Annotated in this window: 25 protein-coding genes; 19 read left to right on the top strand and 6 right to left on the bottom strand. The window is 60.6% G+C overall.

Features of this window, described 5'->3' with window-relative positions:
* Nucleotide 1: 1 nt before the first annotated feature.
* Both TL5118_RS11220 and ubiA read right to left on the bottom strand, forming a co-directional pair.
* The gene (locus tag TL5118_RS11220; protein WP_058245095.1) at nucleotides 2-1,969 is read right to left on the bottom strand and encodes an OmpA family protein; all 1,968 of its coding nucleotides are present in this window, start codon (nucleotides 1,967-1,969) and stop codon (nucleotides 2-4) included.
* Nucleotides 1,970-2,029: 60 nt separating this feature from the next.
* Nucleotides 2,030-3,001 (bottom strand): 4-hydroxybenzoate octaprenyltransferase, encoded by a 972-nt coding sequence (gene ubiA, locus TL5118_RS11215; RefSeq protein WP_058245094.1) that lies wholly within the window; start codon nucleotides 2,999-3,001, stop codon nucleotides 2,030-2,032.
* Between the two features lie 12 nt (nucleotides 3,002-3,013).
* Between ubiA and TL5118_RS11210 the strand changes: the two genes are divergently transcribed.
* The 6 genes from TL5118_RS11210 to TL5118_RS11185 all read left to right on the top strand — a co-directional run bounded on the left by TL5118_RS11210 (nucleotide 3,014) and on the right by TL5118_RS11185 (nucleotide 8,332).
* Complete coding sequence (locus TL5118_RS11210) at nucleotides 3,014-3,742, top strand: 16S rRNA (uracil(1498)-N(3))-methyltransferase (RefSeq protein WP_058245093.1); 729 nt, start codon at nucleotides 3,014-3,016, stop codon at nucleotides 3,740-3,742.
* A 35-nt stretch (nucleotides 3,743-3,777) separates the two neighbouring features.
* Complete coding sequence (locus TL5118_RS11205) at nucleotides 3,778-4,626, top strand: GNAT family N-acetyltransferase (RefSeq protein ID WP_058245092.1); 849 nt, start codon at nucleotides 3,778-3,780, stop codon at nucleotides 4,624-4,626.
* A 2-nt stretch (nucleotides 4,627-4,628) separates the two neighbouring features.
* Nucleotides 4,629-5,144: a hypothetical protein gene (locus tag TL5118_RS11200; RefSeq protein ID WP_058245091.1), complete on the top strand. Its 516-nt coding sequence runs from the start codon at nucleotides 4,629-4,631 to the stop codon at nucleotides 5,142-5,144.
* 92 nt (nucleotides 5,145-5,236) lie between these two features.
* Complete coding sequence (locus TL5118_RS11195) at nucleotides 5,237-6,607, top strand: glutamate--cysteine ligase (RefSeq protein WP_058245090.1); 1,371 nt, start codon at nucleotides 5,237-5,239, stop codon at nucleotides 6,605-6,607.
* 139 nt (nucleotides 6,608-6,746) lie between these two features.
* Nucleotides 6,747-7,091 (top strand): LIC10280 family protein, encoded by a 345-nt coding sequence (gene lfb1 / locus TL5118_RS11190; protein ID WP_058245089.1) that lies wholly within the window; start codon nucleotides 6,747-6,749, stop codon nucleotides 7,089-7,091.
* Between the two features lie 245 nt (nucleotides 7,092-7,336).
* Entirely contained in the window at nucleotides 7,337-8,332 is a 996-nt protein-coding gene (locus tag TL5118_RS11185) for an IS1595-like element ISTme1 family transposase (RefSeq protein WP_058245088.1), read from the top strand.
* A gap of 32 nt (nucleotides 8,333-8,364) precedes the next feature.
* Here TL5118_RS11185 and TL5118_RS11180 read toward each other — a convergent pair whose 3' ends face one another.
* Nucleotides 8,365-8,829 (bottom strand): hypothetical protein, encoded by a 465-nt coding sequence (locus TL5118_RS11180; protein WP_131727438.1) that lies wholly within the window; start codon nucleotides 8,827-8,829, stop codon nucleotides 8,365-8,367.
* A gap of 62 nt (nucleotides 8,830-8,891) precedes the next feature.
* On the opposite strand from TL5118_RS11180, the gene TL5118_RS11175 reads away from it, so the two are divergent.
* Nucleotides 8,892-9,182, top strand: a complete 291-nt coding sequence (locus tag TL5118_RS11175; RefSeq protein WP_058260788.1) for a hypothetical protein — start codon at nucleotides 8,892-8,894, stop codon at nucleotides 9,180-9,182.
* A 109-nt stretch (nucleotides 9,183-9,291) separates the two neighbouring features.
* On the opposite strand, the gene TL5118_RS11170 is transcribed toward TL5118_RS11175, so the two are convergent.
* A complete protein-coding gene (locus TL5118_RS11170; RefSeq protein ID WP_058245086.1) occupies nucleotides 9,292-9,765 on the bottom strand; it encodes a YHS domain-containing (seleno)protein in 474 nt (157 codons plus the stop codon).
* Between the two features lie 319 nt (nucleotides 9,766-10,084).
* On the opposite strand from TL5118_RS11170, the gene TL5118_RS11165 reads away from it, so the two are divergent.
* From TL5118_RS11165 to TL5118_RS11115, 11 genes are all read left to right on the top strand, one after another.
* Nucleotides 10,085-11,044 carry an aspartate carbamoyltransferase catalytic subunit gene (locus TL5118_RS11165; protein WP_058245085.1) on the top strand — a complete coding sequence of 320 codons (960 nt, stop codon included), beginning with the start codon at nucleotides 10,085-10,087 and terminating at the stop codon, nucleotides 11,042-11,044.
* 138 nt (nucleotides 11,045-11,182) lie between these two features.
* Nucleotides 11,183-11,749 carry a hypothetical protein gene (locus TL5118_RS11160; protein WP_058245084.1) on the top strand — a complete coding sequence of 189 codons (567 nt, stop codon included), beginning with the start codon at nucleotides 11,183-11,185 and terminating at the stop codon, nucleotides 11,747-11,749.
* Nucleotides 11,749-12,186, top strand: a complete 438-nt coding sequence (locus TL5118_RS11155) for a hypothetical protein (RefSeq protein ID WP_106404206.1) — start codon at nucleotides 11,749-11,751, stop codon at nucleotides 12,184-12,186. Before TL5118_RS11160 ends, TL5118_RS11155 begins: the two co-directional genes overlap by 1 nt.
* Before the next feature lie 29 nt (nucleotides 12,187-12,215).
* Complete coding sequence (locus TL5118_RS11150; RefSeq protein WP_058245083.1) at nucleotides 12,216-12,770, top strand: cytochrome b; 555 nt, start codon at nucleotides 12,216-12,218, stop codon at nucleotides 12,768-12,770.
* Nucleotides 12,771-12,835: 65 nt separating this feature from the next.
* Complete coding sequence (gene pyrC, locus TL5118_RS11145; protein ID WP_058245082.1) at nucleotides 12,836-14,116, top strand: dihydroorotase; 1,281 nt, start codon at nucleotides 12,836-12,838, stop codon at nucleotides 14,114-14,116.
* Nucleotides 14,117-14,722, top strand: coding sequence for a glycerol-3-phosphate 1-O-acyltransferase PlsY (plsY, locus tag TL5118_RS11140; RefSeq protein ID WP_058245081.1), 606 nt, complete (start codon nucleotides 14,117-14,119; stop codon nucleotides 14,720-14,722).
* A gap of 50 nt (nucleotides 14,723-14,772) precedes the next feature.
* The gene (locus TL5118_RS11135) at nucleotides 14,773-15,576 is read left to right on the top strand and encodes a uracil-DNA glycosylase (protein ID WP_179945301.1); all 804 of its coding nucleotides are present in this window, start codon (nucleotides 14,773-14,775) and stop codon (nucleotides 15,574-15,576) included.
* Entirely contained in the window at nucleotides 15,573-16,196 is a 624-nt protein-coding gene (locus TL5118_RS11130; RefSeq protein WP_058245079.1) for a LysE family translocator, read from the top strand. Before TL5118_RS11135 ends, TL5118_RS11130 begins: the two co-directional genes overlap by 4 nt.
* A 4-nt stretch (nucleotides 16,197-16,200) precedes the next feature.
* A complete protein-coding gene (gene moaB, locus TL5118_RS11125; protein WP_058245078.1) occupies nucleotides 16,201-16,743 on the top strand; it encodes a molybdenum cofactor biosynthesis protein B in 543 nt (180 codons plus the stop codon).
* A 94-nt stretch (nucleotides 16,744-16,837) separates the two neighbouring features.
* Nucleotides 16,838-18,298 carry an efflux RND transporter periplasmic adaptor subunit gene (locus TL5118_RS11120; protein WP_058245077.1) on the top strand — a complete coding sequence of 487 codons (1,461 nt, stop codon included), beginning with the start codon at nucleotides 16,838-16,840 and terminating at the stop codon, nucleotides 18,296-18,298.
* 3 nt (nucleotides 18,299-18,301) lie between these two features.
* Nucleotides 18,302-21,712 carry an efflux RND transporter permease subunit gene (locus tag TL5118_RS11115; protein ID WP_058245076.1) on the top strand — a complete coding sequence of 1,137 codons (3,411 nt, stop codon included), beginning with the start codon at nucleotides 18,302-18,304 and terminating at the stop codon, nucleotides 21,710-21,712.
* Nucleotides 21,713-21,762: 50 nt separating this feature from the next.
* Here TL5118_RS11115 and TL5118_RS11110 read toward each other — a convergent pair whose 3' ends face one another.
* Nucleotides 21,763-22,584, bottom strand: coding sequence for a protein-disulfide reductase DsbD domain-containing protein (locus tag TL5118_RS11110; protein WP_082626422.1), 822 nt, complete (start codon nucleotides 22,582-22,584; stop codon nucleotides 21,763-21,765).
* A 142-nt stretch (nucleotides 22,585-22,726) separates the two neighbouring features.
* Here TL5118_RS11110 and TL5118_RS11105 point away from each other — a divergent pair, with 142 nt between their 5' ends.
* Complete coding sequence (locus TL5118_RS11105) at nucleotides 22,727-23,281, top strand: YqgE/AlgH family protein (RefSeq protein ID WP_058245074.1); 555 nt, start codon at nucleotides 22,727-22,729, stop codon at nucleotides 23,279-23,281.
* Nucleotides 23,282-23,306: 25 nt separating this feature from the next.
* Here TL5118_RS11105 and TL5118_RS11100 read toward each other — a convergent pair whose 3' ends face one another.
* Nucleotides 23,307-24,254 (bottom strand): L-threonylcarbamoyladenylate synthase, encoded by a 948-nt coding sequence (locus TL5118_RS11100; protein ID WP_058245073.1) that lies wholly within the window; start codon nucleotides 24,252-24,254, stop codon nucleotides 23,307-23,309.
* Between the last annotated feature and the right edge of the window lie 4 nt (nucleotides 24,255-24,258).

Genomic DNA, 24,258 nt, shown 5'->3' with positions numbered 1-24,258 from the left:
CTCAGTTCCCTTCGCTTGTCGTCTCAGCGGCCGCGTCCGTGGCCGGGGTATCTTCTGTTTGTTGGCTCTCATCCGATGCGGTGTCACCGCTGGTGCCATTGGCGGCTGCATCTGCGGCAACGGCATCCAATGTGCTGTTGCCCTCGGGCGTGCTGGCTTCGGGCCGGATCAGCTTGAATTCAATGCGCCGGTTGGCCTCGCGGCCTTCCTCGGTGTCGTTATCGGCAATCGGCTGCGCCTCACCATAGCCGACGGCGCGGTAGGCGGCGGTCAGCAGGCGGCGTTCACGCAGGCCGGTCAATACGGCAGCGGCACGGGCCTGGCTGAGCGCCTGGTTCATGCTTTCACGGCCCTGGCTGTCGGTGTGGCCGCCGATCTCAAACTTGATGTCGTCACCACATTCCTTCAGCACCGTGGCGATATCATCCAGCACCGCCTGGGCGGAGGCCGCCGGTGTGTCGGAGCCGGGCTCAAAGGTGATTTTGCGGGTTTTCAGGATATCGTTGATCCGCATCTCACATTCCTCGGGCGAGGGGAGCGAGGCGATCGGGTCCAGTTTTTCCAGATAGGTGACCTTGATATCAAAGCGCTGGGTCTCCCCCAGCTTCTGCGCCAGAAAACCTGCAATCCGGGCCGAAGCATCTTCGCGACCTGTGTTGCCGGATACGGTGATCAGGTCAGGGGCCACGATCACCACACCGTTTGACAGCAGCGACAATGCCTCAAGACCGGCCAGAACGCGCAGCGACCAGTTTGCCGGCACCGCCTCATCCAGACGGGCCGCGTTATGGACGCTGGCACTGCCGAAACGGGCGGTAGCAAAGCTTTCGACCGCGTTGCGGGCCAGTTCACCGCCCATGCGCCCGCGCAGCTGCACCTGCCCCTCAGGCGAAAGCGTGGCTGTGAACTCCGGCGCTTCGGTGACCTCTTCCGCAGCCACTGGCTGGGGCAGGTCAGAATGCAGCGAGAAGACCGGCGGCAGGCTGTTTTCCAATTCACCGATCACCCGGTCAAACCGCGCCTGATCGCTGCCTAGCGCGGCCACCAAGGACACATCCGCATCGTTGAAGGTGACCGTGCCACCGCCAATTTCGGCCAAAGCAGCGATGGATTTTTCGGCCGCCTCAGCCCAACGTGGGGAGGGCACGCCAAGGCCAACAGTACAGCTGGGCGCGGTGCTGGTCAGACCCGCGGCATTGGCGGCGGTCAAGATACGCGCGGCGGCGGCATCGCTGTCTGCGGAACAGGCATCAAAACGCGCAGCGCCATCCTCGATCAGGAACCGCAAGGTGAAGGGGGTCAGAACCGGACGCGGGGCTGAGAGGTTCAGCACCAACTCCATATCCGCCTTACGGGTCAGTTCACGTTCCAACATGCGCTGGTCCTCAGCGCTGTCGGTCATCGCGGTGATCGAAACTTTACCCGCCTCGATTGAGATTTTGGAACGCGGCAGCAGGCGCAGCGCATCAATGGCGTACCCCACCGAACGGTCCCAGCCTTTCGGCACCGGGTAATCGGCGGTCTGCAACAGGTCGGAGACTTTGCCATCTTCGGTGATCTTGCGCACCGCGTCGATCAGGGCGGCGCGGTCGGTGCCCGCAGGGATCAACCCGATCAGCGACAGCCCCATATCGTTGCGCAGGATCTCAATTGAGAAACGTGGCGGCGCAAGCGCCTCACTGTCGGCAACATCCATCTGGTCGATCACACGGGCTGCATCGACCAGCCCGCCGGCGGTTGAAACCGCTTTGAACCGCTGCGCCTCCGAGGGGGCGGTGCCGGTAAGGATCACCTGCAACCCATCGGCATGCACTTCGGCCCAGGTCAGGCCAGCGTCGTCCAGTCCGTTGCGGATCGACAGCTCAGAGCTGTCTTCGATGATGTTCGCGATCCCGCCGGCGGCAGCAACGCTCAGGGCGGCGGCGATGCCGAAAGGGGCCGCAATAAGTAGATACGAAGACAGTCGCATGTCGTCCGGTCATTTAGTCTTGGTCGCAAGATGTTTAGGGCGCGTCGCCCCACATCGCAATCAAATCAGCAGCGCACCGGCGAAAAACAGCAAGGTGATCAGCCCTGTGTCGCGGTTTGAACGGAAAAGCTGTAGGCAAACGGCGGTGTTTTCCGTATCCAGCCGCAGCATTTGCCAGACCATATGGGCACCGAACCCCCAGGGTGCCAGCAGTGCCACCAGAATGGCAAACGGCGTGTCCTGCCCGCCCGTCATCGCCAGCACAACCGCGGCAGCCATCAACAGAACCGACAGGATCAAAAACCGTTTCAGCCATTTCGGGGTTTCTTCGGCAAACAGCCGGGCGGTGGATTTGACCCCTATCAGCGCGTCATCCTCTTTGTCCTGATGGGCATAGATCGTGTCATAGAACAGCGTCCAGGCGATGCCGCTGAGGTAAAGCACGACCGCCGCCGGATGCAGCGACCCGGTATGGGCAACCCAAGCCAGCAGCGCCCCCCAGTTAAAGGCGACACCCAGAAACACCTGCGGCCACCAGGTGAACCGTTTGGCAAAAGGATAGATCGCAACCGGCACAACCGAGACAAAGCCGGCGATGATCGCAGCCATGTTGAAGCTCAGCAGGATGGCCAGCGAAATCAGGCATTGCAGCGCCATCCAGACCAGCGCCTGACGGACCGAGACCTGGCCCGACGGGATGGGGCGCGACCGGGTACGTTCCACCGCGGCGTCAAACTTGCGGTCAGTGATGTCATTCCAGGTACAGCCCGCACCGCGCATCAAAAACGCGCCGATGGCACAGCCGGCAAAGATCCACAGATCGTGCCAGCGCGCCTGACCGTCATGTAGCATTGCCAGCAACAGCCCCCACCAGCAGGGCAGCAGCAGCAACCATGTCCCGATCGGGCGATCCGCCCGGCTGAGCCGCAGATAGGGGCGGCTCCAGGCCGGGGCCAGATGATCCACCCAATTGCCTGTGACAGCATCCGAAACTTGGCCTTTAGGCTCTGGCATATGGGGGTGGTCGGGCATAAGAATGGCTCCATGAGCATCAAAATCCGTCTTTATGTAGATCATCCCTTGGGGCCGGGGCAATCGGTTCCCTTGGACCAGGGGCAGGCCCACTATCTGTTTGGCGTGATGCGCCAGAAGGTGGGGGCAGAGCTGGCGCTGTTTAACGGCGTTGATGGTGAATGGCGCGCGCGGGTGGAACAGGCGGGCAAACGCGGTGGTGAGCTGAGTTGCGTTGAACAAACCCGCCCGTTGCAGATGCCGCCGGACCTGTGGCTGCTGTTTGCTCCGATCAAAAAGGCGCGCACGGATTTCATCGTCGAAAAGGCGGCTGAAATGGGCGCGGCGCGGATCCTGCCTGTCCAGACGGAGTTCACCAATTCCGAACGGATCCGGCAGGACCGGCTGCAGGATCACGCGGTTCAGGCAGCGCAGCAATGTGGCGGCACCTATGTGCCTGAGGTCTGCGATTTGCAGCGGCTGGATCGTTTGCTGGCCGATTGGCCGACGGATCGCCAGCTGGTCTTTTGTGACGAAGCTGAGGTCGGCGCCGGCAAGGCGCTGGGCGAGGCGGCGAAAACCGGCGGTGACAAATGGGCGATCCTGATCGGTCCCGAAGGTGGCTTTTCTGAAGGCGAGCGTAAACGCCTGCACGCGTTGCCCTTTGCCCATGTGATCAGCCTGGGCCCACGTATTCTGCGCGCCGATACGGCGGCGGTTGCAGCTTTGACCGTTTGGCAGCAGCATCTCGGGGATTGGTAAGCGATTCCTTTTGATGCGAGAGGGGGAGGCCGCAGATGATCCGCCCTGCCGTGACGGCCGATGCTCCTGCGCTGGGCGCGTTTCTGGCGCGCCATCCAAACAGCTCGATGTTTCTACGCTCAAACCTTGCCACGGCAGGGATCGGCAATCTGGACCATCCGCATGGCACTTTCTTTCTGGTGCAGATGAAACAGGATGAGATCATGGGGACCTTCGGGGTGACCAATGAAGGCTACGCCATGTGTCAGGCGCCTGAGGCTGGCCCGGCAGAGTGGCAGGCCTTTGCCCGTGGTGTTGCGGGGCGCAGGATCAGCGGCATCACCGGATCTGACGAACAGGTGTTGCAGGCGATCGACGCGCTGGCACTGCCCGCCGATCTCTTCTCCCTCAACCACGCAGAACCGCTCTATCGGTTGGAACTTGCACAGTTGGACCCACCGCAGGTGACCCTGCGCGCGCCTGAAACATTGGACATCGATCTGCTGATGCAGTGGTTTCTGGCCTATATGCAGGACACCGGGCTAGGTGGCGGCGCGGATATGGCGAGCAAGGCGATTGAGCGCGCAGTGAATGCAATCAAGGGCGACTTGACCCGTCTGCTGATCGTTGAGGGTAAGCCGGTGGCCATGACGGCCTTCAACGCCCGCTTTGAGGATATCGTGCAGATCGGTGGCGTTTATACCCCGCCAGAGAAACGCAGCCGCGGCTACGGGCGGCAGGTGGTTGCGGCCCATCTGGCCGAGGCGCGCCAAGACGGTGTCAAAACCGCGATTTTGTTTTCCAATAATGATGCGGCTTCAAAGGCATATGAATCCATTGGATTTCAGCGCGTTGGCAGCTACCGTGTGGCGGTGTTGAAAGAACCTGTGACCATAGGATCCTGAAGATGAGCTTTATGCGACCCGAAGCTGCCGAAGGGCTGCGCCGCTGGCGCGAGGTGCTGATCGCGGTCTTGATGACGGCGCTGGGCCTGCATTGGCTGCTGACCTCATTTGGCATTTTCAAAGCGCTGGGGGCCTTGATCACGATCCTTGGGGTGGTCTGGGTTGTCCTGTCGGTACGTCGTGCGCGGTTTGACCGTGGCGGTGGTGGGGCAGGCGTCGTGACCGTGGACGAAGGCCGGGTGGCTTACTTCGGGCCAGAAACTGGCGGTACGCTGGCCATCGCGGGGCTGGTTTCGATCCGCATGGTTGTCAATGACGATGGATCCAAGAACTGGTATCTGCTGGCGCAAGACACCACGCCGCTTGACATTCCCGTGAACGCCGAGGGCGCAGATGCGCTTTTTGACGTGTTCTCGAACCTTCCGGGCCTTGATATGAAGGTGGTTCAGGCCGCGCTGGATCAGCCGCTCGCAGAGGATGTGCTGTTGTGGCATGTTGAGATGCGCAAGCTGCATTGACAATCTTCTATATTGGCCACAAGTCTTGCGGCCTGAATATGTGAATATCTGCCTGACCATAGCGGCGACACGCAGCAACAACGGAGCAAGCCATGTCCATTCCTCAATCCGGCGGCGGGCCAATCGAACATCGTGACCAGTTGGCTGAATTTTTGGCGTCTGGCTGCAAGCCTAAGGACCAGTGGCGCATCGGCACCGAGCATGAGAAGTTCGGCTACTGCAAGGACACACTGAAGCCGATCCCTTATGAAGGCGAACGGTCCGTGCTGGCCGTTCTGAAAGGGCTGCGCGATGGCCATGGCTGGCAACCGGTTGAAGAGGCGGGCAAGCTGATCGGCCTGCAAAAAGATGGCGCCAATGTCTCGCTGGAGCCGGGCGGGCAGCTGGAACTGTCAGGCGCGCCGCTGGAAAGCATTCACCAAACCTGTGATGAGGTGAACCAGCACCTAAAAGACGTCAAAGACATCGCCGATAAGGTTGGCGTGGGCTTCATCGGTCTGGGCGCCGCCCCGATTTGGAGCCATGAGCAGATGCCTGTGATGCCCAAGGGCCGCTATAAGCTGATGACCTCCTACATGGACGAGGTCGGCACCATGGGGAAATCCATGATGTACCGGACCTGCACCGTTCAGGTGAACCTCGACTTCGCGTCTGAGACCGACATGGTACAGAAGTTCCGCGTGGCGCTGGCGCTGCAGCCGGTGGCGACCGCGCTTTTCGCCAATTCGCCCTTCTTTGATGGCAAGGTAAACGGTCACAAAAGCTGGCGCTCGAACGTGTGGCGCCACCTTGATGACGCGCGTACCGGCATGCTGCCTTTTGTGTTTGAGGACGGCATGGGCTTTGAGCGCTATGTCGACTATGCGCTCGATGTACCGATGTATTTTGTCTACCGCGACGGCCAATACATCAACGCGCTGGGCCAGTCGTTCCGGGACTTCCTGAAAGGTGAATTGCCTGCGCTGCCCGGTGAGGTGCCGACGCTCAGCGACTGGGCGGATCACCTGACCACCGCCTTCCCTGAGGCGCGGATCAAGAAATACATGGAAATGCGCGGTGCGGATGGTGGACCTTGGCGACGTCTGTGTGCCTTGCCGGCCTTCTGGGTGGGGATGATGTATGATCAATCCGCGCTGGATGCGGCCTGGGATCTGGCCAAAGGCTGGGATGCCGAAACCCGCGAAGCGTTGCGCGTTGCGGCCTCGGTCGATGGGTTGCAGGCGCAGGTCGGCAACATCAACATGCACCATCTGGCCCGTGAGGTCCTGAAAATCTCAGAATCAGGGCTGGTGGCCCGCGCCAAAGAGGGCGCCGGGGGCTTGGTGCCGAATGAGACGCACTTCCTCAACGCCTTGAAGGAATCGGTGGAAACCGGTCAGGTGCCCGCGGATGAGCTACTGGCCAAATACCACGGCGACTGGGACGGCGACCTAAGCAAGATCTACAGCGAATACAGCTACTGATCGGCGCACACCGTACAGCGATTTGAAGGGGCGGGATCTGATGCAGATCGCGCCCTTTTGTGTGGCGCGGCAGAAATCACACCCGGGCTTGGGGAAATCTGTGACAAGATAGGCGACAGATTTTCAGGAGGGTTTGTTGATGGCATTTGATCGTATCCGCAGGGCGCTGGTTCTGGGCGCCGCGCTCAGCACGGTTGCCGGTATGGCCCTGGCGCAATCGGTTGCCGGGCAATATCGCGTTGAAGGGCGCAATCCCGATGGCTCCGCCTATAGCGGCTCCGTGGTGATTTCTGAACAGGACAATGCCGTGCAGTTCAACTGGCGCGTTGGCGCCTCGACCTATCTGGGATCAGGCACCCGCAATGGCGATGTGATCTGGGTGAACTGGGGCAGCCAGTATCCGGTTGTCTATGTGCTTATGCCCAGCGGTCAGCTGCATGGCACATGGGAAAACGGCACTGCGCTGGAACGGCTGTTGCCCTAGGTGTATGCGCTAGGGGAGAGTTTCCTTGTTAAGATTGAGAGCAGTCCGCGGATGTTTTCCACTGCGTGATACCGTCTTGATAGAGATCAGCGCAGATGTCATTTATTGCGCTGAGAAATTTCTGTCGCTACGACACAATTGGATTACATAGATGATATTTTTCGCGATGTCTGTATCGCGTGTTGGTTGGTTCCGATTTGAAGGATTAGGCCAATATCGCCTCTGAGTTTTGCATCAGAGGCGCCATGAAACAGACAACCTTCGAGAACATCCTGAAACGACTGCACGGCCTGACACCAGATCAGACCGCGATACTGATGCAGTCGGTTCAGGACATGACCGCGCAATCTGCAGCGCATACAGCCATCGACACGGCGGCAAGGGAGGGTGTTTGCCCGCACTGCGGCTCTTCCCACCGTCAGAAATGGGGACGCACACGCACTGGCGCTCAGCGATACCGGTGCAATCAGTGCAACAGGACCTTCAATGGCCGAACAGGCAGTTCAATCGCGCATCTGCAACGCATTGATCAGTTCTATCGCGTTCTGGAAGACATGTTCGGCGACGTAGCCCCCAGTTCCATCCGGCATCTGGCCCGGCAGCTCGGCGTCAACAAAGACACGGTCTGGCGGTGGCGGCAGATCATCCTGCGATCCTTGTCGCAATCCATCACGCCCCTTTCCGGGATTGTAGAGGTCGATGAGACTTTCGTCCGGGAAAGCCGTAAAGGTAGCCGTGAATGGGTGCGCCATGAGGCTGACCCGATCAACCACCCAAAGCCACCCCGCCTGCGTTGGTATGAGTATAAATTGCTCGGAGTGCTGAAAGAGCGCGGTCTGAACAAGTGGCAGCTGCCTGTGATGACCGCAATAGATCGCGCGGGAAATCGCTATGCAGAAAGGCTTCCTGACCGAAAGGATCCGACGATCATTCAGAGCCTTTCACCGCTTATCTGCCCGGATGCGGCTCTGTGTTCTGATGGCTATCCCGCATACGCAAAACTCGCCAAAACCATTGGCATGTCGCATGTCGTGCTGGGCACAACACCCGGCACACGAAAGGTCAACCAGACGTTTCACATCCAGAATGTGAATGCCCTGCACTCGCACCTGAAAGCGTTCCTTCGCCCCTTCAAAGGGCCATCCACGAAATATTTGGATGGCTATGTAAATTGGCATTTCGTGCGAAAAACAGTCAGCGCGGACGCGGCCCTAAAGGAGCTATTGGCACCGATTTCTTAGACGGTCCCAGCAGGGCCTACTGAGAAGGCCAGTCACAAGGCCCCTCCACTTCCGGTCCCATGTCCGTTTCTACCGGAGGAGCCACCGTCGGTTGAACCCTCCGCCTGTCTCATTACTGGAGGAGCCTTTCGCGCCGCCAAGAGTAGTGCGGCGAATTCTGCCTCGCTTACATAGCCGTCGCTGAGATCCACCCCCGCCGGAACAGTGATCGGCTCTCTGCCTGAGACTACGATCTCATTTTCATCTGCATCATAGCGGAAACACTTGTTGGCCCAGCAATTCCGACCTTCGTTAATCTGGATCTCGACACCATTCGGACCCTCTCGCATGGCGTTGTCGGACAGCTTCAAACACCCGGTCAGTGCCAACAATCCCATCGCCGCCATGCCGATTTTCGCAGTTGCCTTCAATCCCACCATGCTCAAATCCTCAAAATCAATTTTTCCAAATTGGTAGCGCGCAAAAACTGACCGCGCAACCGGAATGAACGTGCGCATTACGAGCTTACCCAACACGCAATGCAGACATCGCGATATTTTTTCCCTTATTCGGGGCTGCGATGGCCGCGACAGCGGCTTTTCTTCAAGTTGAAGCGAGGTGGTGGCACGGGGTGGCCTGCGCGGCGGCTTTGATGAGCGCTGGTTTGGCGGCGTTTGTCGTTATGGATGCACCAGAGTCACATAATCCTGCTTTGGGGATAGTTGTTGCCTTAGTTGTGGCGGCCGCCTGTATCGGTTTCGGATCCGTGGTCGCATTGGGTTTGCGCGGACGTGTACGCCATGGAAAAATCGTTTTTTTTGCATTTGCAGGTATGTGGCTTCTGTTCCTTGGCCTGCGCATCGTCGCCTAGGTGGTCCTTGCGTTACGGTGTGACGCTGCGTGCAGCGCATTCATTGGCTCAGGCAAACAAAAAAGGCGGCCCCGAAATCGGGACCGCCTTTCCGTGAGTGAGAGCCGCTTTAGTTCTGCAGCTCGGCCGGATCTTTAAATTCGATCTCGCCCCATTTTACATCGGCCGTGTCGATGAAGCCGGAGATGTCCTCTTCCCAACGGGCCTGAACACCGCTGCTGAGGTTGAGGAACAACTCACCGTCTACGATCTTCCAGACCTCAGGGTCACCGTCGAACTTGAAGCCCATCGCAGTGCCAAAAGCGCAGTAGCCACCATACTGCGGCGCATAGGCCTCAGGGTTGGCGTCAAACTTGGCTTTGTGCTCTTCCGAGACGAAGCGGTAGGTTGCGTCTGCATAGGTTGAGGTGATCTGGAAGTCGCCCGGGGTCGGTTCACCCAAGGTGAAGTAAGCGACCGGATCATAGCCGCGCAGGGCCAGACCTGTGGTGGTGGCGTTGACGTCCACACCAGCGGCAAAGGCGGTGCTGGTCAGGGCTACGGTTACGGCAAGGCCGCCGATGAGCGATTTGATTGCGTTCATGATGTCATTCCTTTGAAGTAGGGCCGTTCAGCGTAATTCCGATACGGCCGGTCAATTTCTGAGGCAGCGTAATTGCGTTGCCTTGATCCCCAGATGGACCATGCGGTGCTCACATTCAAAACAACATGAATTGAGTGTTTGGATCCGCAAAAAGGCTGTGCACAGAAGGGGATACACGATCTGGTGAGGGGTGCGTGAATGGGCGGGTGACCCAGACCAATGCAAGGACGGACCGCAAACTGCCGCAGCGCCGCAGCGTTGCCTTGCCCCGTGGTCCCCGGCTTCCTATAAGCGGGCAAACACCGCATTGGAGAGGGCCATGAGTTTTACGCAGAAGCACCTTCTGGGGATCGAGCCCCTGCATCCGATGGAAATCACCGCCATTCTGGATCTGGCGGACCAATATGTTGACCTCAACCGCCGCGAGCAGAAACATTCTGACGCGCTGCAGGGGCTGACGCAGATCAACATGTTCTTTGAAAACTCCACCCGGACGCAGGCCAGTTTTGAACTGGCGGGCAAACGTCTGGGGGCGGATGTGATGAACATGGCGATGCAGGCCTCGTCGATCAAGAAAGGTGAGACCCTGATCGACACGGCGCTGACCTTGAACGCGATGCACCCTGATCTGCTGGTGGTGCGGCACCCGCATTCCGGCGCGGTGGACCTTCTGGCGCAGAAGGTGAATTGCGCGGTGTTGAACGCTGGTGACGGCAAACACGAACACCCAACGCAGGCGCTGCTGGATGCTTTGACGATCCGCCGTGCCAAGGGCCGGTTGCATCGCCTGAACATTGCGATCTGTGGGGACATTGCCCACAGCCGCGTGGCCCGTTCGAACCTGATCCTGTTGGGCAAAATGGAAAACCGCGTGCGTCTGGTTGGGCCGCCGACCCTGATGCCTTCGCAGATCGATCAGTTTGGTGTTGAGGTTTACCACGACATGGAGGAAGGCCTGAAAGACGTCGATGTTGTGATGATGCTGCGCCTTCAGAAAGAGCGAATGGACGGTGGCTTCATCCCGTCTGAACGCGAGTATTACCATCGCTATGGTCTGGACGCTGAAAAGCTGAGCCATGCCAAAGACGACGCTATCGTGATGCACCCCGGACCGATGAACCGTGGGGTTGAAATTGACGGCACCATTGCCGATGACATCAACCGTTCGGTCATTCAGGAACAGGTGGAAATGGGTGTGGCTGTACGTATGGCAGCGATGGACCTTTTGGCACGCAACCTGCGGGCGGCGCTTGCAGCAACCAAAGACGTGGAGGTCTGATTATGGAAGATCCTAAAGATCCGCGTATGTCGGGCCGCGTGGCCTCAATCGCGCTTCTGGTCATGTTTATCTTTGTTGGCGTGATGGTGTGGATCAGCTGATGGCTGACGGGCGATTATCCCGCGAAGGGGCCGGAACATGATGGATCTCCTCTCTGTCCGACCTGATGAATTGCGCGGTGTGCGCATGTTCAGCGTTGCGGCCGACCGGGCTGAACTCGATCGTTTGCAGGCTATCCTTGCCGAAGCAGAACCGGGACTGGCTGAGGGCTATCTGGCTGACATCCTTGGCGCGCCAGCGATTGATGCCACCCGGGTTGAGGTGTTTGATCTTGAGGATCTGTCGAACTTCGGTCTGGTAAACTATCTGGTCAAAGCCAACGGCTTGCCCGCCGAGGCGGTTGAGCCTGATCGCGCCCGCCTGGAAGCGCTGAGCGGCGTTGTGCTGCTGCTTTATCCCGGTGCCTTCCGGGATCAGGTGCTGACCCTTCAGCCGGCGGAGGTTCTGACGCCTGTCGGTGCCTGGGACGAAGATATCCCCGATCTGGAATTTACCCCGCTGCGATCTGAGGCAGCCAAAGGCCAGCTGGCTGATGCGCCCCCCGCTGAGCCTGCGAAAGCCCCGCGCTGGGTCGCCTGGCTTGTGGCTGTGATGGTCCTGCTGGGCTTGGTCGCGGTTTATGCCGCCGTGGCAGGAGGAACCTGATGCAGCCTGAGATGACACCAACCACCGCCCTAGAGGATGGTGAAAACGTCCAGCATTCCTTTTACCCCTGCGGTTCGGCCTATTGGCGCGATCATGCTTGGCTGGCGGCAGGGGCGATGGGCTGTGGAATGGCGATTTTGATGTTGCTAGGCAATCCACATGTCTGGACCGGCGCCATTGGTGGCTTGGCGGCCATTGCAGTGCGCGGATTTTATCTGGCCTCGGATGAGTTGAAGGCCCGTTGGGACCTGACGGAAACCCGCCTTTTGGGCCCGCAGGGCCGCGCCGTGCGGCTGGGTGAGATCGCCAAAATCCGCAAGCTGGGCTCGGCCGTGCAGGTGGTCACCCTGTCTGGTGACAAACACCTGTTGAAATTTCAACAGGATCGGGATGACACTATTGCCCGGATAGAACGCGCAAAAGCCGTGGCTGGTTAAACCGTCACGGCAGCAGAGGGAGGTCACAGATGTCAGAACAGACAAGCGGCTGGGAAGGCCTGTTGGACCCCGGCGAAGAAATCCTCTGGCAGGGGCGCCCCGATGGCGCCATCGTGTTCCGCCCGCGCAATGTGATGATGTTTTTCTTTGGCCTGATGTTTGCCGGTTTTGCCCTGTTTTGGATGATCATGGCCAGCCAGGCCGGTGGGGCCTTTTGGATGTTCGGCCTGCTGCATTTCAGCGTCGGGGTGGGCATCAGTTTCGGCGGCATCTGGGGACCGGCCTACAAACGCCGCCACACCTGGTACACGCTGACCAATCAACGCGCCTTCATCGCATCGGACATGCCAATTGTCGGCAAAAAGCTGCAAAGCTATCCGATCACCCGTGAAATGGTGCTGGAGTTTGTTGATGAACCGCTGGCCTCGGTCCATTTTGCCAACAAGCGGAAACGGACCAAAAACGGATCTTATCTGGTGCCAATCGGGTTTGAGCGCATAGCCGATGGGCGCGACGTGTATCGCATGATGCGGGACATCCAGCGCGCGGATCGTCAGAAGGATCGTTCAGCGGATAACGCTTAGCCCTTTCCTCAACGACCGAACCCCAATAAGAGACGCCTAACACTGCCTCAGAGGAAGGATTTCCCATGACCACGATCTTGTTCACCAATGTGCACCTTGTGGATCCTGAGGCAGGCAATGTGGTTCTTGGCACCCTGTTGGTGAAGGACGGCGTCATTGCCGGTCACGGTCAGGAACTGGCGGTGCCCGATGGGGCGCAGGTGGTTGACGGGCAGGGCAAATACCTGGCGCCGGGCATCGTGGACATTGGCGTTAAGGTCTGTGAACCGGGTGAGCGGCACAAGGAAAGCTTCCGCTCGGCCGGATTGGCTGCTGCAGCCGGGGGCGTCACCACCATCGTGACCCGCCCAGACACCTCACCGACCATCGACAATCCCGAAACGCTGGAATTCGTCACCCGCCGCGCGCAGGAGGCAGCCCCGGTTAATGTGGTGCCAATGGCTGCGCTGACCAAGGACCGTGCAGGCCGGGAAATGACCGAAATCGGGTTTCTGCAGGATGCTGGCGCCGTAGCCTTCACCGATTGCGATCATGTGGTCACCGATACCAAGGTTCTGACCCGCGCGCTGTCTTACGCCAAATCACTGGGCGCGCTGGTGCTGGGGCATCCGCAGGAACCGATCCTGTCAAAAGGCGCGGCAGTCACCTCGGGCAAGTTTGCTTCCTTGCGTGGCTTGCCGGCTGTCTCTGCCATGGCAGAGCGGATGGGGCTTGATCGTGACATCGCCCTGCTGGAGATGACCGGCGCGAAGTACCATTTTGACCAGATCACCACCGCGCGGGCGTTGCCGGCGCTGGAACGGGCGAAAAACAACGGTCTGGATGTGACGGCGGGCACCTCAATCCACCATCTGACGCTGAATGAATTTGACGTCGCTGATTACCGCACCTTCTTCAAGGTGAAGCCGCCCTTGCGGGCTGAGGACGATCGTCTGGCCATCGTAGAGGCATTGCGTCACGGGTTGATTGACGTGATCAGCTCCTTCCACACCCCCCAGGATGAGGAAAGCAAACGCCTGCCGTTTGAAGAAGCCGCCAGCGGCGCGGTGGGGCTGGAAACCTTCCTGCCTGCGGTTTTGCGGCTCTATCACTCGGGCGATCTGACGCTGCCGCAGCTGTGGCGCGCCATGGCGCTGAACCCGGCAAACCGTCTGGGTCTGGCCGCCGGGCGTCTGTCAAACGGCGCACCGGCGGATCTGGTTTTGTTTGACCCGGATGCGCCATTTGTGATGGATCGGTTCAAACTGCAGTCGAAATCGAAAAATACCCCCTTTGACGGGCAGCGGTTGCAGGGCAAGGTGCTGGCAACAATTGTGAACGGCAAACCTGTCTTCGGAGAACTGTAAATGCCTGAAATCCTGTCCTCTGTTCCGACCCTGGGCCTCTGGGGGGTGATTGGTTACCTGCTGGGCTCCATTCCGTTTGGGATGGTGCTGGCGGCTGTGATGGGGCTGGGCAATCTGCGCGACATCGGTTCGGGCAACATCGGCGCGACCAATGTCCTGCGCACCGGCAGCAAAAAGGCGGCGGCGCTGACACTGATCCTGGATGGCGGCAAAGCGGCTGTGGCCGTTCTGCTGGCGCGCGCCTTTGCAGGCGAAGATGCGGCGCAACTGGCCGGTTTAGCAGCCTTCATCGGGCATTGTTTCCCGGTCTGGCTGAAATTCAAAGGTGGCAAAGGGGTTGCAACCTTCCTTGGCCTGTTGTTGGCCCTTGCATGGCCTGTGGGTCTGGCCTCCTGCGCGACCTGGCTGGTGGCGGCGGTGATCGGGCGCATTTCCTCGCTGTCGGCGCTGGTGGCTGCGGCGGCCTCGACCTTCTGGATGGTGCTTTTTGGGCATGGCGACATGATGTTTATGGGCGCTGCGCTAACGCTGCTGATCTTCTGGACGCACCGCGCCAATATTTCCCGCCTGCGCAAAGGCGAAGAGCCAAAAATCGGCCAGAAATGATCGCCCTTTTCCCTGTCCGCTCGGCAGGATAGCTTGGCGGCATGGAACAGGTGGAATCGGCACTCGACTATCATGTGGCTCTGGCCATGCTGGACTGGCAGATTGAGCTGGGGGCCGATGAGGTGCTGTCTGAAGCACCGGTTAACCGCTATGAATTGCAGCAAAGCCAGCCAAAACAGGCTCCTGCCGGGCCTGATGGCAAACGCCGCCCACCCACGCCGGTCGCAAAACCTAAAGTAGATCCTGTCGCCGATGCCAAGAAACTGGCCGCGGCAGCGCAGGATCTGGCAGGGCTGCGCGCCGCGCTTGAAGGTTTTGAGCATTGCGAGCTGAAACAGGCGGCCCGCCAGTTGATCCTGTCCCAAGGCAGCGTGGACGCCCGGGTGATGGTGATCGGTGAAGCGCCGGGCCGCGATGAAGACCGGGAAGGCCGCCCTTTCGCGGGGCGCACCGGCGCATTGCTGGATAAGATGCTGGCCGCAATTAACCTGTCCCGAAGTGGCGACGGTGCAAGCGGGGCCTATTTGACCACCGTCTTGCCATGGCGCGGGCCAACCAACCGCGATGCCTCCCCCGCTGAGGTGGCGATGATGAAACCGTTTCTGGAACGCCACATCGCCCTGCAGAAACCTGAGGTCATGGTGCTGATGGGCAACCTGCCCTGTCAGGCGTTGCTGGCCAAACGGGGCATCTCGCGTCTGCGCGGACAATGGGCTGAGGTGCAGGTGGCCGGCGGGCCAGCCATCCCTGCATTGCCGATGATGAACCCGGAACGGCTGATGCGAAACCCCAATGCCAAACGTGATGCCTGGGCCGATCTGCTGTTCCTGCGCGCCAAACTGGATGCCCTATGAGTGTTGATCCGATTGTCCTACTGGCCTTTGTGCCTGCGGCTCTGGCGCTGAACCTGACGCCGGGGGCCGATATGATGTTTTGCCTTGGGCAGGGCCTGCGCTCGGGCGCGCGGCCTGCAGTTGCGGCCAGCGCCGGTATTTCCGTGGGCGCCTTTGTGCATGCCGCCTTGGCTGGTCTGGGACTGTCGGCGCTGATTGCGGCGCTGCCCTGGGCCTTTGATGTGATCCGCTGGATCGGCGTGGCCTACCTGCTGTTTCTGGCTTGGCAATCGCTGCGGCAGGGCCCGCTGGATGCCACCGCCGCGCCCGCCCCAGCCCTGCGCGCTTTTAAGGAAGGGCTGCTGGTGAACCTCACCAACCCCAAAGTGATCCTCTTTGTGCTGGCCTTCGTACCTCAGTTCGTGGATCCCGCACGCGGGGCGGTTTTGATGCAGTTTCTGATATTTGGCGCGGTGCTGGCGCTGGGGGGCTTTATCGTGAATGGGCTGGTCGGGGTTTTCGCGGGTGGCATTGGCCGCCGCCTGACGCAAAGCCCGGGCTTTGCCCGTTGGCTGGGCCGCGTGAGCGCAGGAATTTTTGCCGGGCTGGCACTGCGCCTTGCCCTGTTGGAACGAGGGTAAAGAGATGTCGCGTATCGACGAAAGCAAAGAGTTCATTGCGGTGCGGATTGCCGTGCTGACGGTATCGGACACTCGCGATCTGAGTGAGGATCGCTCGGGCGATACGCTGGTCGGCCGGATCGAAGGCGCGGGCCACATCGTGGCAGACCGTAAGATCATTCGCGACGAACGGGGTGAAATTGCAGATCAGCTGCGGGCCTGGATCGCCGACCCGGAGGTGGATGTTATCATTTCCACCGGTGGCACCGGTCTGACCGGTCGCGATGTGACCGTCGAAGCCCATCGCGACGTCTATGAAAAAGAGATTGAGGCATTTGGCACCGTCTTCACCATCGTCTCGATGCAGAAGATTGGCACCTCCGCCGTGCAAAGCCGCGCCACGGGCGGGGTTGCAGGTGGCACCTACCTCTTTGCGCTGCCCGGCAGTCCCGGCGCCTGCAAGGATGCATGGGACGAAATTCTGGCGCTGCAACTGGACTATCGCCACCGTCCCTGCAACTTCGTGGAAATTTTTCCACGTTTAGACGAACATCAGCGACGGAAATAAAATTTTCCCTCGTATCAGTACCTAGACTTGGCTTTGTCGGATCGGGATTTACCTATCTGGCAGGGCCCAACACGTTGTGCGCAAGGGAAGAGACATGCGTTTTCTGCGACAAAGCCTTACTGGGCTTTTCCTCATGGCCGTCACCATCGGCCTGTTATTTTACGCCGTAACGCTGGTGCGGGGCGCCGTCGAAGACAGCCTGGGACAGGACAATCGCCGTGGTCAGGGCCGCGAACGCGTCTTTGCTGTATCTGTTCTCACTGCTGAACCCCAAACCGTTTCGCCGACCCTGCAGGCCTATGGCCAGATCGAAAGCCGCCGCGCCCTCGTGTTGCGTGCGGCCGTTTCAGGCCCGGTGGTGGAACTGGCCGATAACATGACCGAAGGCGGCGTTGTGTCGGCCGGGCAGATGTTGTTGCGGATCGATCCGGTGGACGCGCAGGCCGCCTTGGATCGCGCGCAGGCGGATTTGCAGGACAGTGAGGCCGAAACCCGCGATGCCGACCGCGCGCTGGAACTGGCCCAGGCGGATTTGACCGCAGCGCAGGAACAGGCGGCCCTGCGCCAAAAAGCGTTTGAGCGGCAACAGGGGCTGCAGGCCCGCGGTGTGGTCACCGATACAGCCGTGGAAACCGCGGAACTCGCCGCTGCGTCGGCGCGTCAATCCGTGGTCACCCGCCGCCAGTCGCTGGCCCAGGCTGAAGCCCGCGTGGACAAGGCCGCCACAGGTCTGGCCCGCGCCACAATTGCCCGGGACGAAGCACAACGGAACTTGGATGACACGGTGCTCCGGGCAGAATTTGACGGCACGCTTTCGGATGTTTCGGTTGTGGCCGGCGGGCTGGTCAGCACCAATGAACAATTGGCACAGCTGGTGGATGGGCAAACGCTGGAGGTGGCCTTCCGCGTCTCCACCGCGCAATACGCGCGCCTGCTGGATGACGCCGGCCGTCTGCGTCCGGCCCCGGTTGAGGTCTCACTGGATGTGAGCGGCATCGACCTGTCGACCAAAGGGCAGCTTAGCCGTGACAGTGCAGCGGTGGCCGAAGGCCAAAGCGGCCGTTTGATTTTCGCGACCCTCGACAGCCCGCGCGGCATGAAACCTGGTGACTTTGTGACCGTCGCAGTGGAAGAGCCGCCTCTGGATCGTGTGGTTCAGCTGCCGTCCAAGGCACTTGGCAGCGATGGCCGTGTGTTGGTTATCGGCGAAGGTGACCGGCTTGAGGCCATGGAGGTCACACTGCTACGGCGTCAAGGCGATGACGTTTTGGTACGCGCGCGCGGCCTTGCCGGGCGTCAGGTGGTCAAGGAACGCACGCCCTTGTTGGGGGCCGGGATCAAAGTGCGCCCGCTGAACCCGGCCGGGGCAGAGGCGGCGACAGATGAACCGCAGACCGTTACCCTGTCCGCAGAACGCCGCGCCAAGCTGGTTGCCTTTGTCGAAGCCAACAAACGGATGCCCGCCGACGCCAAGGAACGCATCCTGAACGCCCTGAAAGAAGAACAGGTGCCAACCCAGATGGTGCAACGCCTCGAAGACCGGATGGGGAGCTAAGCCATGGTGCGCGAAATCCCATCGGCGGCGGGCGGCATCCTGTCCTATTTCACCCGCCACAAAACCGTCGCCAACCTGTTGCTGGTGGTGCTTTTGGTGCTGGGCATGGCGGTGGTGCCGCAGATGCGGGCGCAGTTCTTCCCTGATGTTGTGGTTGATGATGTCTCTGTCTCAGTCACATGGGATGGGGCAGGGGCCGAAGACGTGGACGCCGCCATTGTGCAGGTCTTGGAACCCGCCTTGCTGGCGGTTGAAGGCGTCGAAAGCTCCTCCAGCACCAGCCGCGAAGGGCGTGCCAGCGTCAATCTGGAGTTTGAGCCGGGCTGGGACATGGCCCGCGCTGCCGATGATGTGCAATCGGCCGTTGATGCGATCACCACCTTGCCCGAAGACGCCGAAGACCCAAACGTGCGCCGGGGGGCATGGCGGGACCGGGTGACCGATGTGGTCATCACCGGCCCGGTGGAACCGCGTCAGCTGGGCCTGTTTGCCGATGAGTTCGTGACCCGGCTTTTTGCCGAAGGTGTGACGCGCACCACCATTCGCGGCGTTGTCGCGACCGAGGTGCTGGTTGAAGTGCCTTCGCTGAAGCTGATCGCTCATGACGTGACAATGGCGCAGATTTCTGATGCGATTGCACAAGAGGTGGATGCCGATCCCGCAGGCGATGTGGCCGGGGCCAATGCGCGTGTGCGCACCGGCGTGGCCAAACGCACCCCGGATGAGATTGAACAGATCGTTCTTCGCACCAATGAGGATGGTTCCAATTTGACTGTCGGCGACGTGGCGACGGTGTCTCAACTGGGTCCAGACCGGGCGCGCAGCTATTTTGTCGGCGACAATCCGGCGGTTTCTGTCCGGGTGGACCGAACGGCAACCGGCGATGCGATCCGAATGCAATATCAGGTCGAAGACGTGGCAGAGGCGCTGAACGCGACCCTGCCGGATGGCGTTTCCATCGATCTGATCCGCACCCGGGCCGAGGCCATCTCGGGCCGTTTGAACCTGCTGTTGGACAACGGTTTGATGGGGCTGGGGCTGGTGGTTCTGCTGCTGTTCCTGTTCCTCAATGCGCGCACCGCCTTCTGGGTGGCGGCGGGGATCCCGGTTGCAATGCTGGGGGCGGTGACGCTGATGTATGTGGGCGGATTGACGATCAACATGATCTCGCTCTTTGCGCTGATCATCACCCTTGGGATCGTTGTGGATGACGCCATTGTGGTCGGTGAACATGCCGATGCCCGTCTGCGAAAATTTGGCGACAGCCCGGTGGAGGCTGCAGAAAACGCCGCCCGCCGCATGGCGATGCCGGTTTTCGCAGCGACGCTGACCACCATCATTGCCTTCTTTGGTCTGACTGCGATCTCTGGCCGGTTTGGCGATCTGATTGCGGATATTCCCTTTACGGTGATCGCCGTTCTGGCGGCCTCCCTGGTGGAGTGTTTCCTGATCCTGCCCAACCACATGGCCCATGCGCTGAAGCATCAGTCTAAGGACCATTGGTACGATTGGCCCAGCCGGGTGGTGAACCGCGGGTTCCGCTGGATGCGGGATCATGCGTTCCGCCCGTTCATGCGGTTTGTGATCTGGGCGCGCTACCCGGTGCTGGCGCTGGCGGTTGTCCTGCTTGCGTCGCAGGCGGCGCTGTTCCTGAAGGGCGATGTCACCTGGCGGTTCTTCAACGCGCCCGAGCGCAGTTCGGTCACCGGCAACTTTGCCATGCTGGAGGGCGCCACGCGCGACGATTCCATCGCGATGATGAAGGAAATGCAGCGCGCAACCGAGGCGGTGAACCAGCGATTGCAGCAGCAATACGGTTGGGAGCCGGTGGATTATGTCATCACTGAGGTGGGTGGCAACGCCGGCCGCGGCCTCAGCGGCGCGGACAGCAAAGATGCAGACCTCTTGGGGGCGATTTCCATTGAGCTGATCGATGCGGACCTGCGCCTGAAGCAGGACGGCAGCCCCTATTCCAGTTTTGCCTTTGTGGCCGAACTGCAGGATGAGGTGCGCAAACACCCGCTGGCCGAAACCCTCAGCTTCCGTGGCTGGCGGTCGGGGCCGGGCGGGGATTCGCTGGACGTTCAGTTCTACGGCGCAACGGCTGAGGTTCTGAAACAGGCCAGTGAGGATCTGCAAACGGCCTTGGCGGAATATCCCGAGGTGTCAGCGGTTGAGGATAATCTGGCCTACGACAAGGAAGAGCTGATCCTTGAATTGACCGCACAGGGACAGGCGCTTGGTTTTACCATTGACGGGCTGGGCCGTGTGCTGCGCAACCGTCTGAACGGGATTGAGGCTGCAACCTTCCCCGATGGGCCACGTAGCGCCGCCATTCGCGTTGAACTGCCCGAAGATGAGCTGACCGCCGATTTCCTGGACCGCAGCCAGATGCGCAGCCCAACCGGCGTTTACGCGCCGCTGTCGGATCTGGTCACGGTCACCTCACGAAGCGGGTTCTCAACCGTGCGGCGGGAAAACGGCATCCGGCTGATCTCGGTCACCGGCGATATATCTGAGGATGATCCGGTCCGGGCCGAAGCCATCTCAACCGCGCTGGAAACCGAAATCCTGCCGACCATCGCCAGCGAGCGTCAGGTTGAGTTTCGCCTGTCAGGTTTGGCCGAGCAGGAAGAAAGCTTCCTTAATGAGGCGCGCACAGGTCTGATCCTGTGTCTGACCGGTATCTATCTGGTTCTGGCGTGGGTCTTTGCCAGCTGGACCCGGCCATTGGTGGTTATGGCGGTCATTCCCTTCGGCCTCGTCGGGGCGATCTGGGGGCATTACATCTGGGATGTGCCGCTCTCTATGTTCTCGGTCGTGGGGCTCTTGGGGATGACGGGGATCATCATCAACGACTCGATTGTTCTGGTGACCACCATTGATGATTACGCCAAAGATCGCGGGTTGCTGCCGTCGATCCTGGATGGGGCGTCGGACCGTCTGCGTCCGGTGATGTTGACGACGCTGACCACGGTGCTGGGGCTTGCACCGCTGCTGTATGAAAGTTCCAGTCAGGCGCAGTTCCTGCGGCCGACAGTGATTACGCTGGTTTATGGTTTGGGCTTTGGCATGGTGCTGGTGCTTCTGGTTGTCCCGGCGGTGATTGCTGCACAGCAGGACATCGGGCGGCAGTTTTCGGCCCTGCGGCATGCGGTGAAGGCCAAACCGCTACGCATGCCATTTGCGGCGGCTCTGGCTGCGCTGGCGCTTTGGCTGGTTCCGACATTGGGCCATGTGGCGATTTATGACACGGTGGCACCGCAAATCCTGCAGGCCGCGCCAGCGCTTGCGGAGCTTCCCGCGCTGCCGGTTGCCCTAGTGTTGTTCCTGTCGCTTGCGGTGGTTCTGGTGCTGCTGCTCTACATAGCAGCTAGCCTTAGGATCGCGCTCAGACGACGTGCAAATGCTTAACGAAAAAAGGCGGGCCCTGGCCCGCCTTTTCTATCTCAATGGATCTGTGGTTATCCCGCGACGCAGCCCTGCACATCCACCGCCCGGTTTTGACCTAGGACAGTAAACCGCAGGGTGGAGCGGTCCAGTGCCAGCGCGTCGCCCTCCACATGCATCATCTCGGTTTCCACCGTCAGCATATTGCCGTGGCGCGAAATATTGGCCTCGGCCACCCAGACCAGCGGGTCGCCTACTTCAACCACCGCATATTCCTGCCCGCCAGTATCGGGCAGCTGCAACTCGGCCCGCAGGGCCATGCCGTCAGCGGTTGGGCGCAGGTGACAATGGGCGGTACGTAGACCGGCCTCAGCCGCGGGCATCGGGCGATCGCGCAGCGCGGCCTCAATTCGGGGATCGGGGCCGCTGACCGAAGGGGGCAGTTCCACGTTGATCGACAGTTCCGCCGGCACGCAGACGTCGCGGCACACCCCCATCATCAAACGCCCTTTGAGCCGGATCGTTTCACCCGTCTGCGAAGGCCTGAGCAACACCGGCAGCAAGAGGGAACGTTGATACCCGACCGAGCGCATGCCGTTCTGGCTGAACACCTCGGGCGTTGGCCAATGCGGTGTCATCGCGGCCAGATTGCGGCTGCCAGACAGTTCAAACATCGGCGGGATCCCAGCATCACCGGGCGCGCGCCAGTAGGTTTTCCAGCCCGCAGCCAGATCGATCTGCAGCGCCGCCACACGGCTGCCGTCATCGCGCGTCCAGCCGGGCAACACGGTCAACTGCGCCATGTCCGGCTGCCAGCTTTCGGCCAAGGCCGCGGCGCTGCAGCTCAGGCTCAGCGCCATACCAGCGAAAAAGGGGAACAAACGGGTCTTTCTCATAGGCAACGGTTTGCGGCAGAATCGGTCGTTTGCCAACTCACATTCCAGAGATTGAATTGTGACAGCGGCTTTTTTCACCTGCCATTCTGGACCTTAGCCCATGCGCTGCCTATTCTCATACTATCAGAGGAGTAAAGCCCAGATGGATCTCACCGGACAGTTGTTGATTGCAATGCCAGGCATGGGGGACACCCGTTTTGAACATGCTGTGGTGTTGATCTGTGCCCATTCCGAAGATGGGGCCATGGGGCTGATCATCAACAAACCCACCGAAGACGTGGCACTGGCCGATCTGCTGGAGCAGGTCAAAATCACCCCGGTGGAGGGCGCGCCTGAGTTAGGGGTGCATTTTGGCGGGCCGGTTGAAACCGGGCGTGGCTTTGTGCTGCACGGGCGCGACTACCGCTCGGCGCTGAACACTCTGGATGTCTCTGGCCGCTTTGGCCTGACCGCAACGCTGGATGTGCTGGAGGATCTGGCCGCCGGTGAGGGGCCGAAAAACGCCATTGTTGCCCTGGGCTACTCCGGCTGGGGGCCGGGCCAGCTAGAGGATGAGATTTCTCACAACGGCTGGTTGACCTGCGCGGCCAGTTCTGAGCTGGTGTTCACCACCGCCGATGACGCCAAGTGGGAGGCTGCGCTGCAAAGCATTGGCGTGGATGCGCTGCTGCTCTCCGCGGATGCGGGGCACGCCTGATCTACTGACCTCAGGAAATGTACTTTTAGCGCGGCGCGGCGGCCCGGCGCAGCCGGTCGTTGATCGCACGGCCCAACCCAACCTCAGGGATGGGGGAGACGGCGATGCCGCGCGGGCCTTGGGCATCCAGCGCATGCAGGTGGTGAAACAGGTTCGCCGCCGCCTCGGTCAGATCGCCCGCCTCGGATAGGTTCAGCGCGCAGTCAACCTTGCCAAATCCCAACAACAGCTCATCCGCCGCAACATCGGTTGCGTTTAACCGGACCGTGGCGCCGGGGGCGTAATGCGATGTCATCTGCCCCGGCGCGATCAACGGATCACCGGATTGATGCAGCTTCACAGGACCGCCAAGGCAGGCCTCGATCGCCTCCTGCGGCAGACCGCCGGGGCGCAGCAGGATAGGTTCGTCAAACAGGCCAAGGATGGTGGATTCCACCCCAACCGGGCAGGCGCCGCCGTCCAGTATACCTTCGATCCGGCCGTTCAGCCCGGCGTTGACGTGTTCGGCTGTGGTGGGGCTGATCTTGCCAGATGGGTTGGCCGAAGGGGCCGCTAATGGGCCGTCAAACCTGGCCAGCAACTGATGCGCCAGTGGATGGGCTGGCACCCGCACGGCCAGGGTCGGCAGGTCAGCGGTCACCAAAGGCGACAGGCCGCTGTCGTCGCGCAGGGGCAGCACCAGCGTCAGCGCACCGGGCCAGAAGGCTTGTGCCAGCTGATCCGCCAGATCGGACCAGATGACGTAACGTTTCGCCGCCTCAGCATCCGCAACATGCACGATCAACGGGTTGAAGCGGGGGCGTCCCTTGGCCTCAAAAATTCGCGCCACAGCCAGATCATTGCGCGCATCTGCGGCCAGGCCATAGACTGTCTCCGTTGGCATGGCGATCAGCCCGCCAGCGTTCAACAAAGCGGCCGCACGGGCCACGCCAGCATGATCTGGGGCCAAATGCTCGGTCTCAAGAGGGCTCATTGGG

This window comes from Thalassovita autumnalis, assembly GCF_001458255.1.
GTDB lineage: Bacteria > Pseudomonadota > Alphaproteobacteria > Rhodobacterales > Rhodobacteraceae > Thalassobius > Thalassobius autumnalis.
Note: the sequence above shows the minus strand (reverse complement) of the source record. Positions and strands in the feature narration are given on the sequence as shown.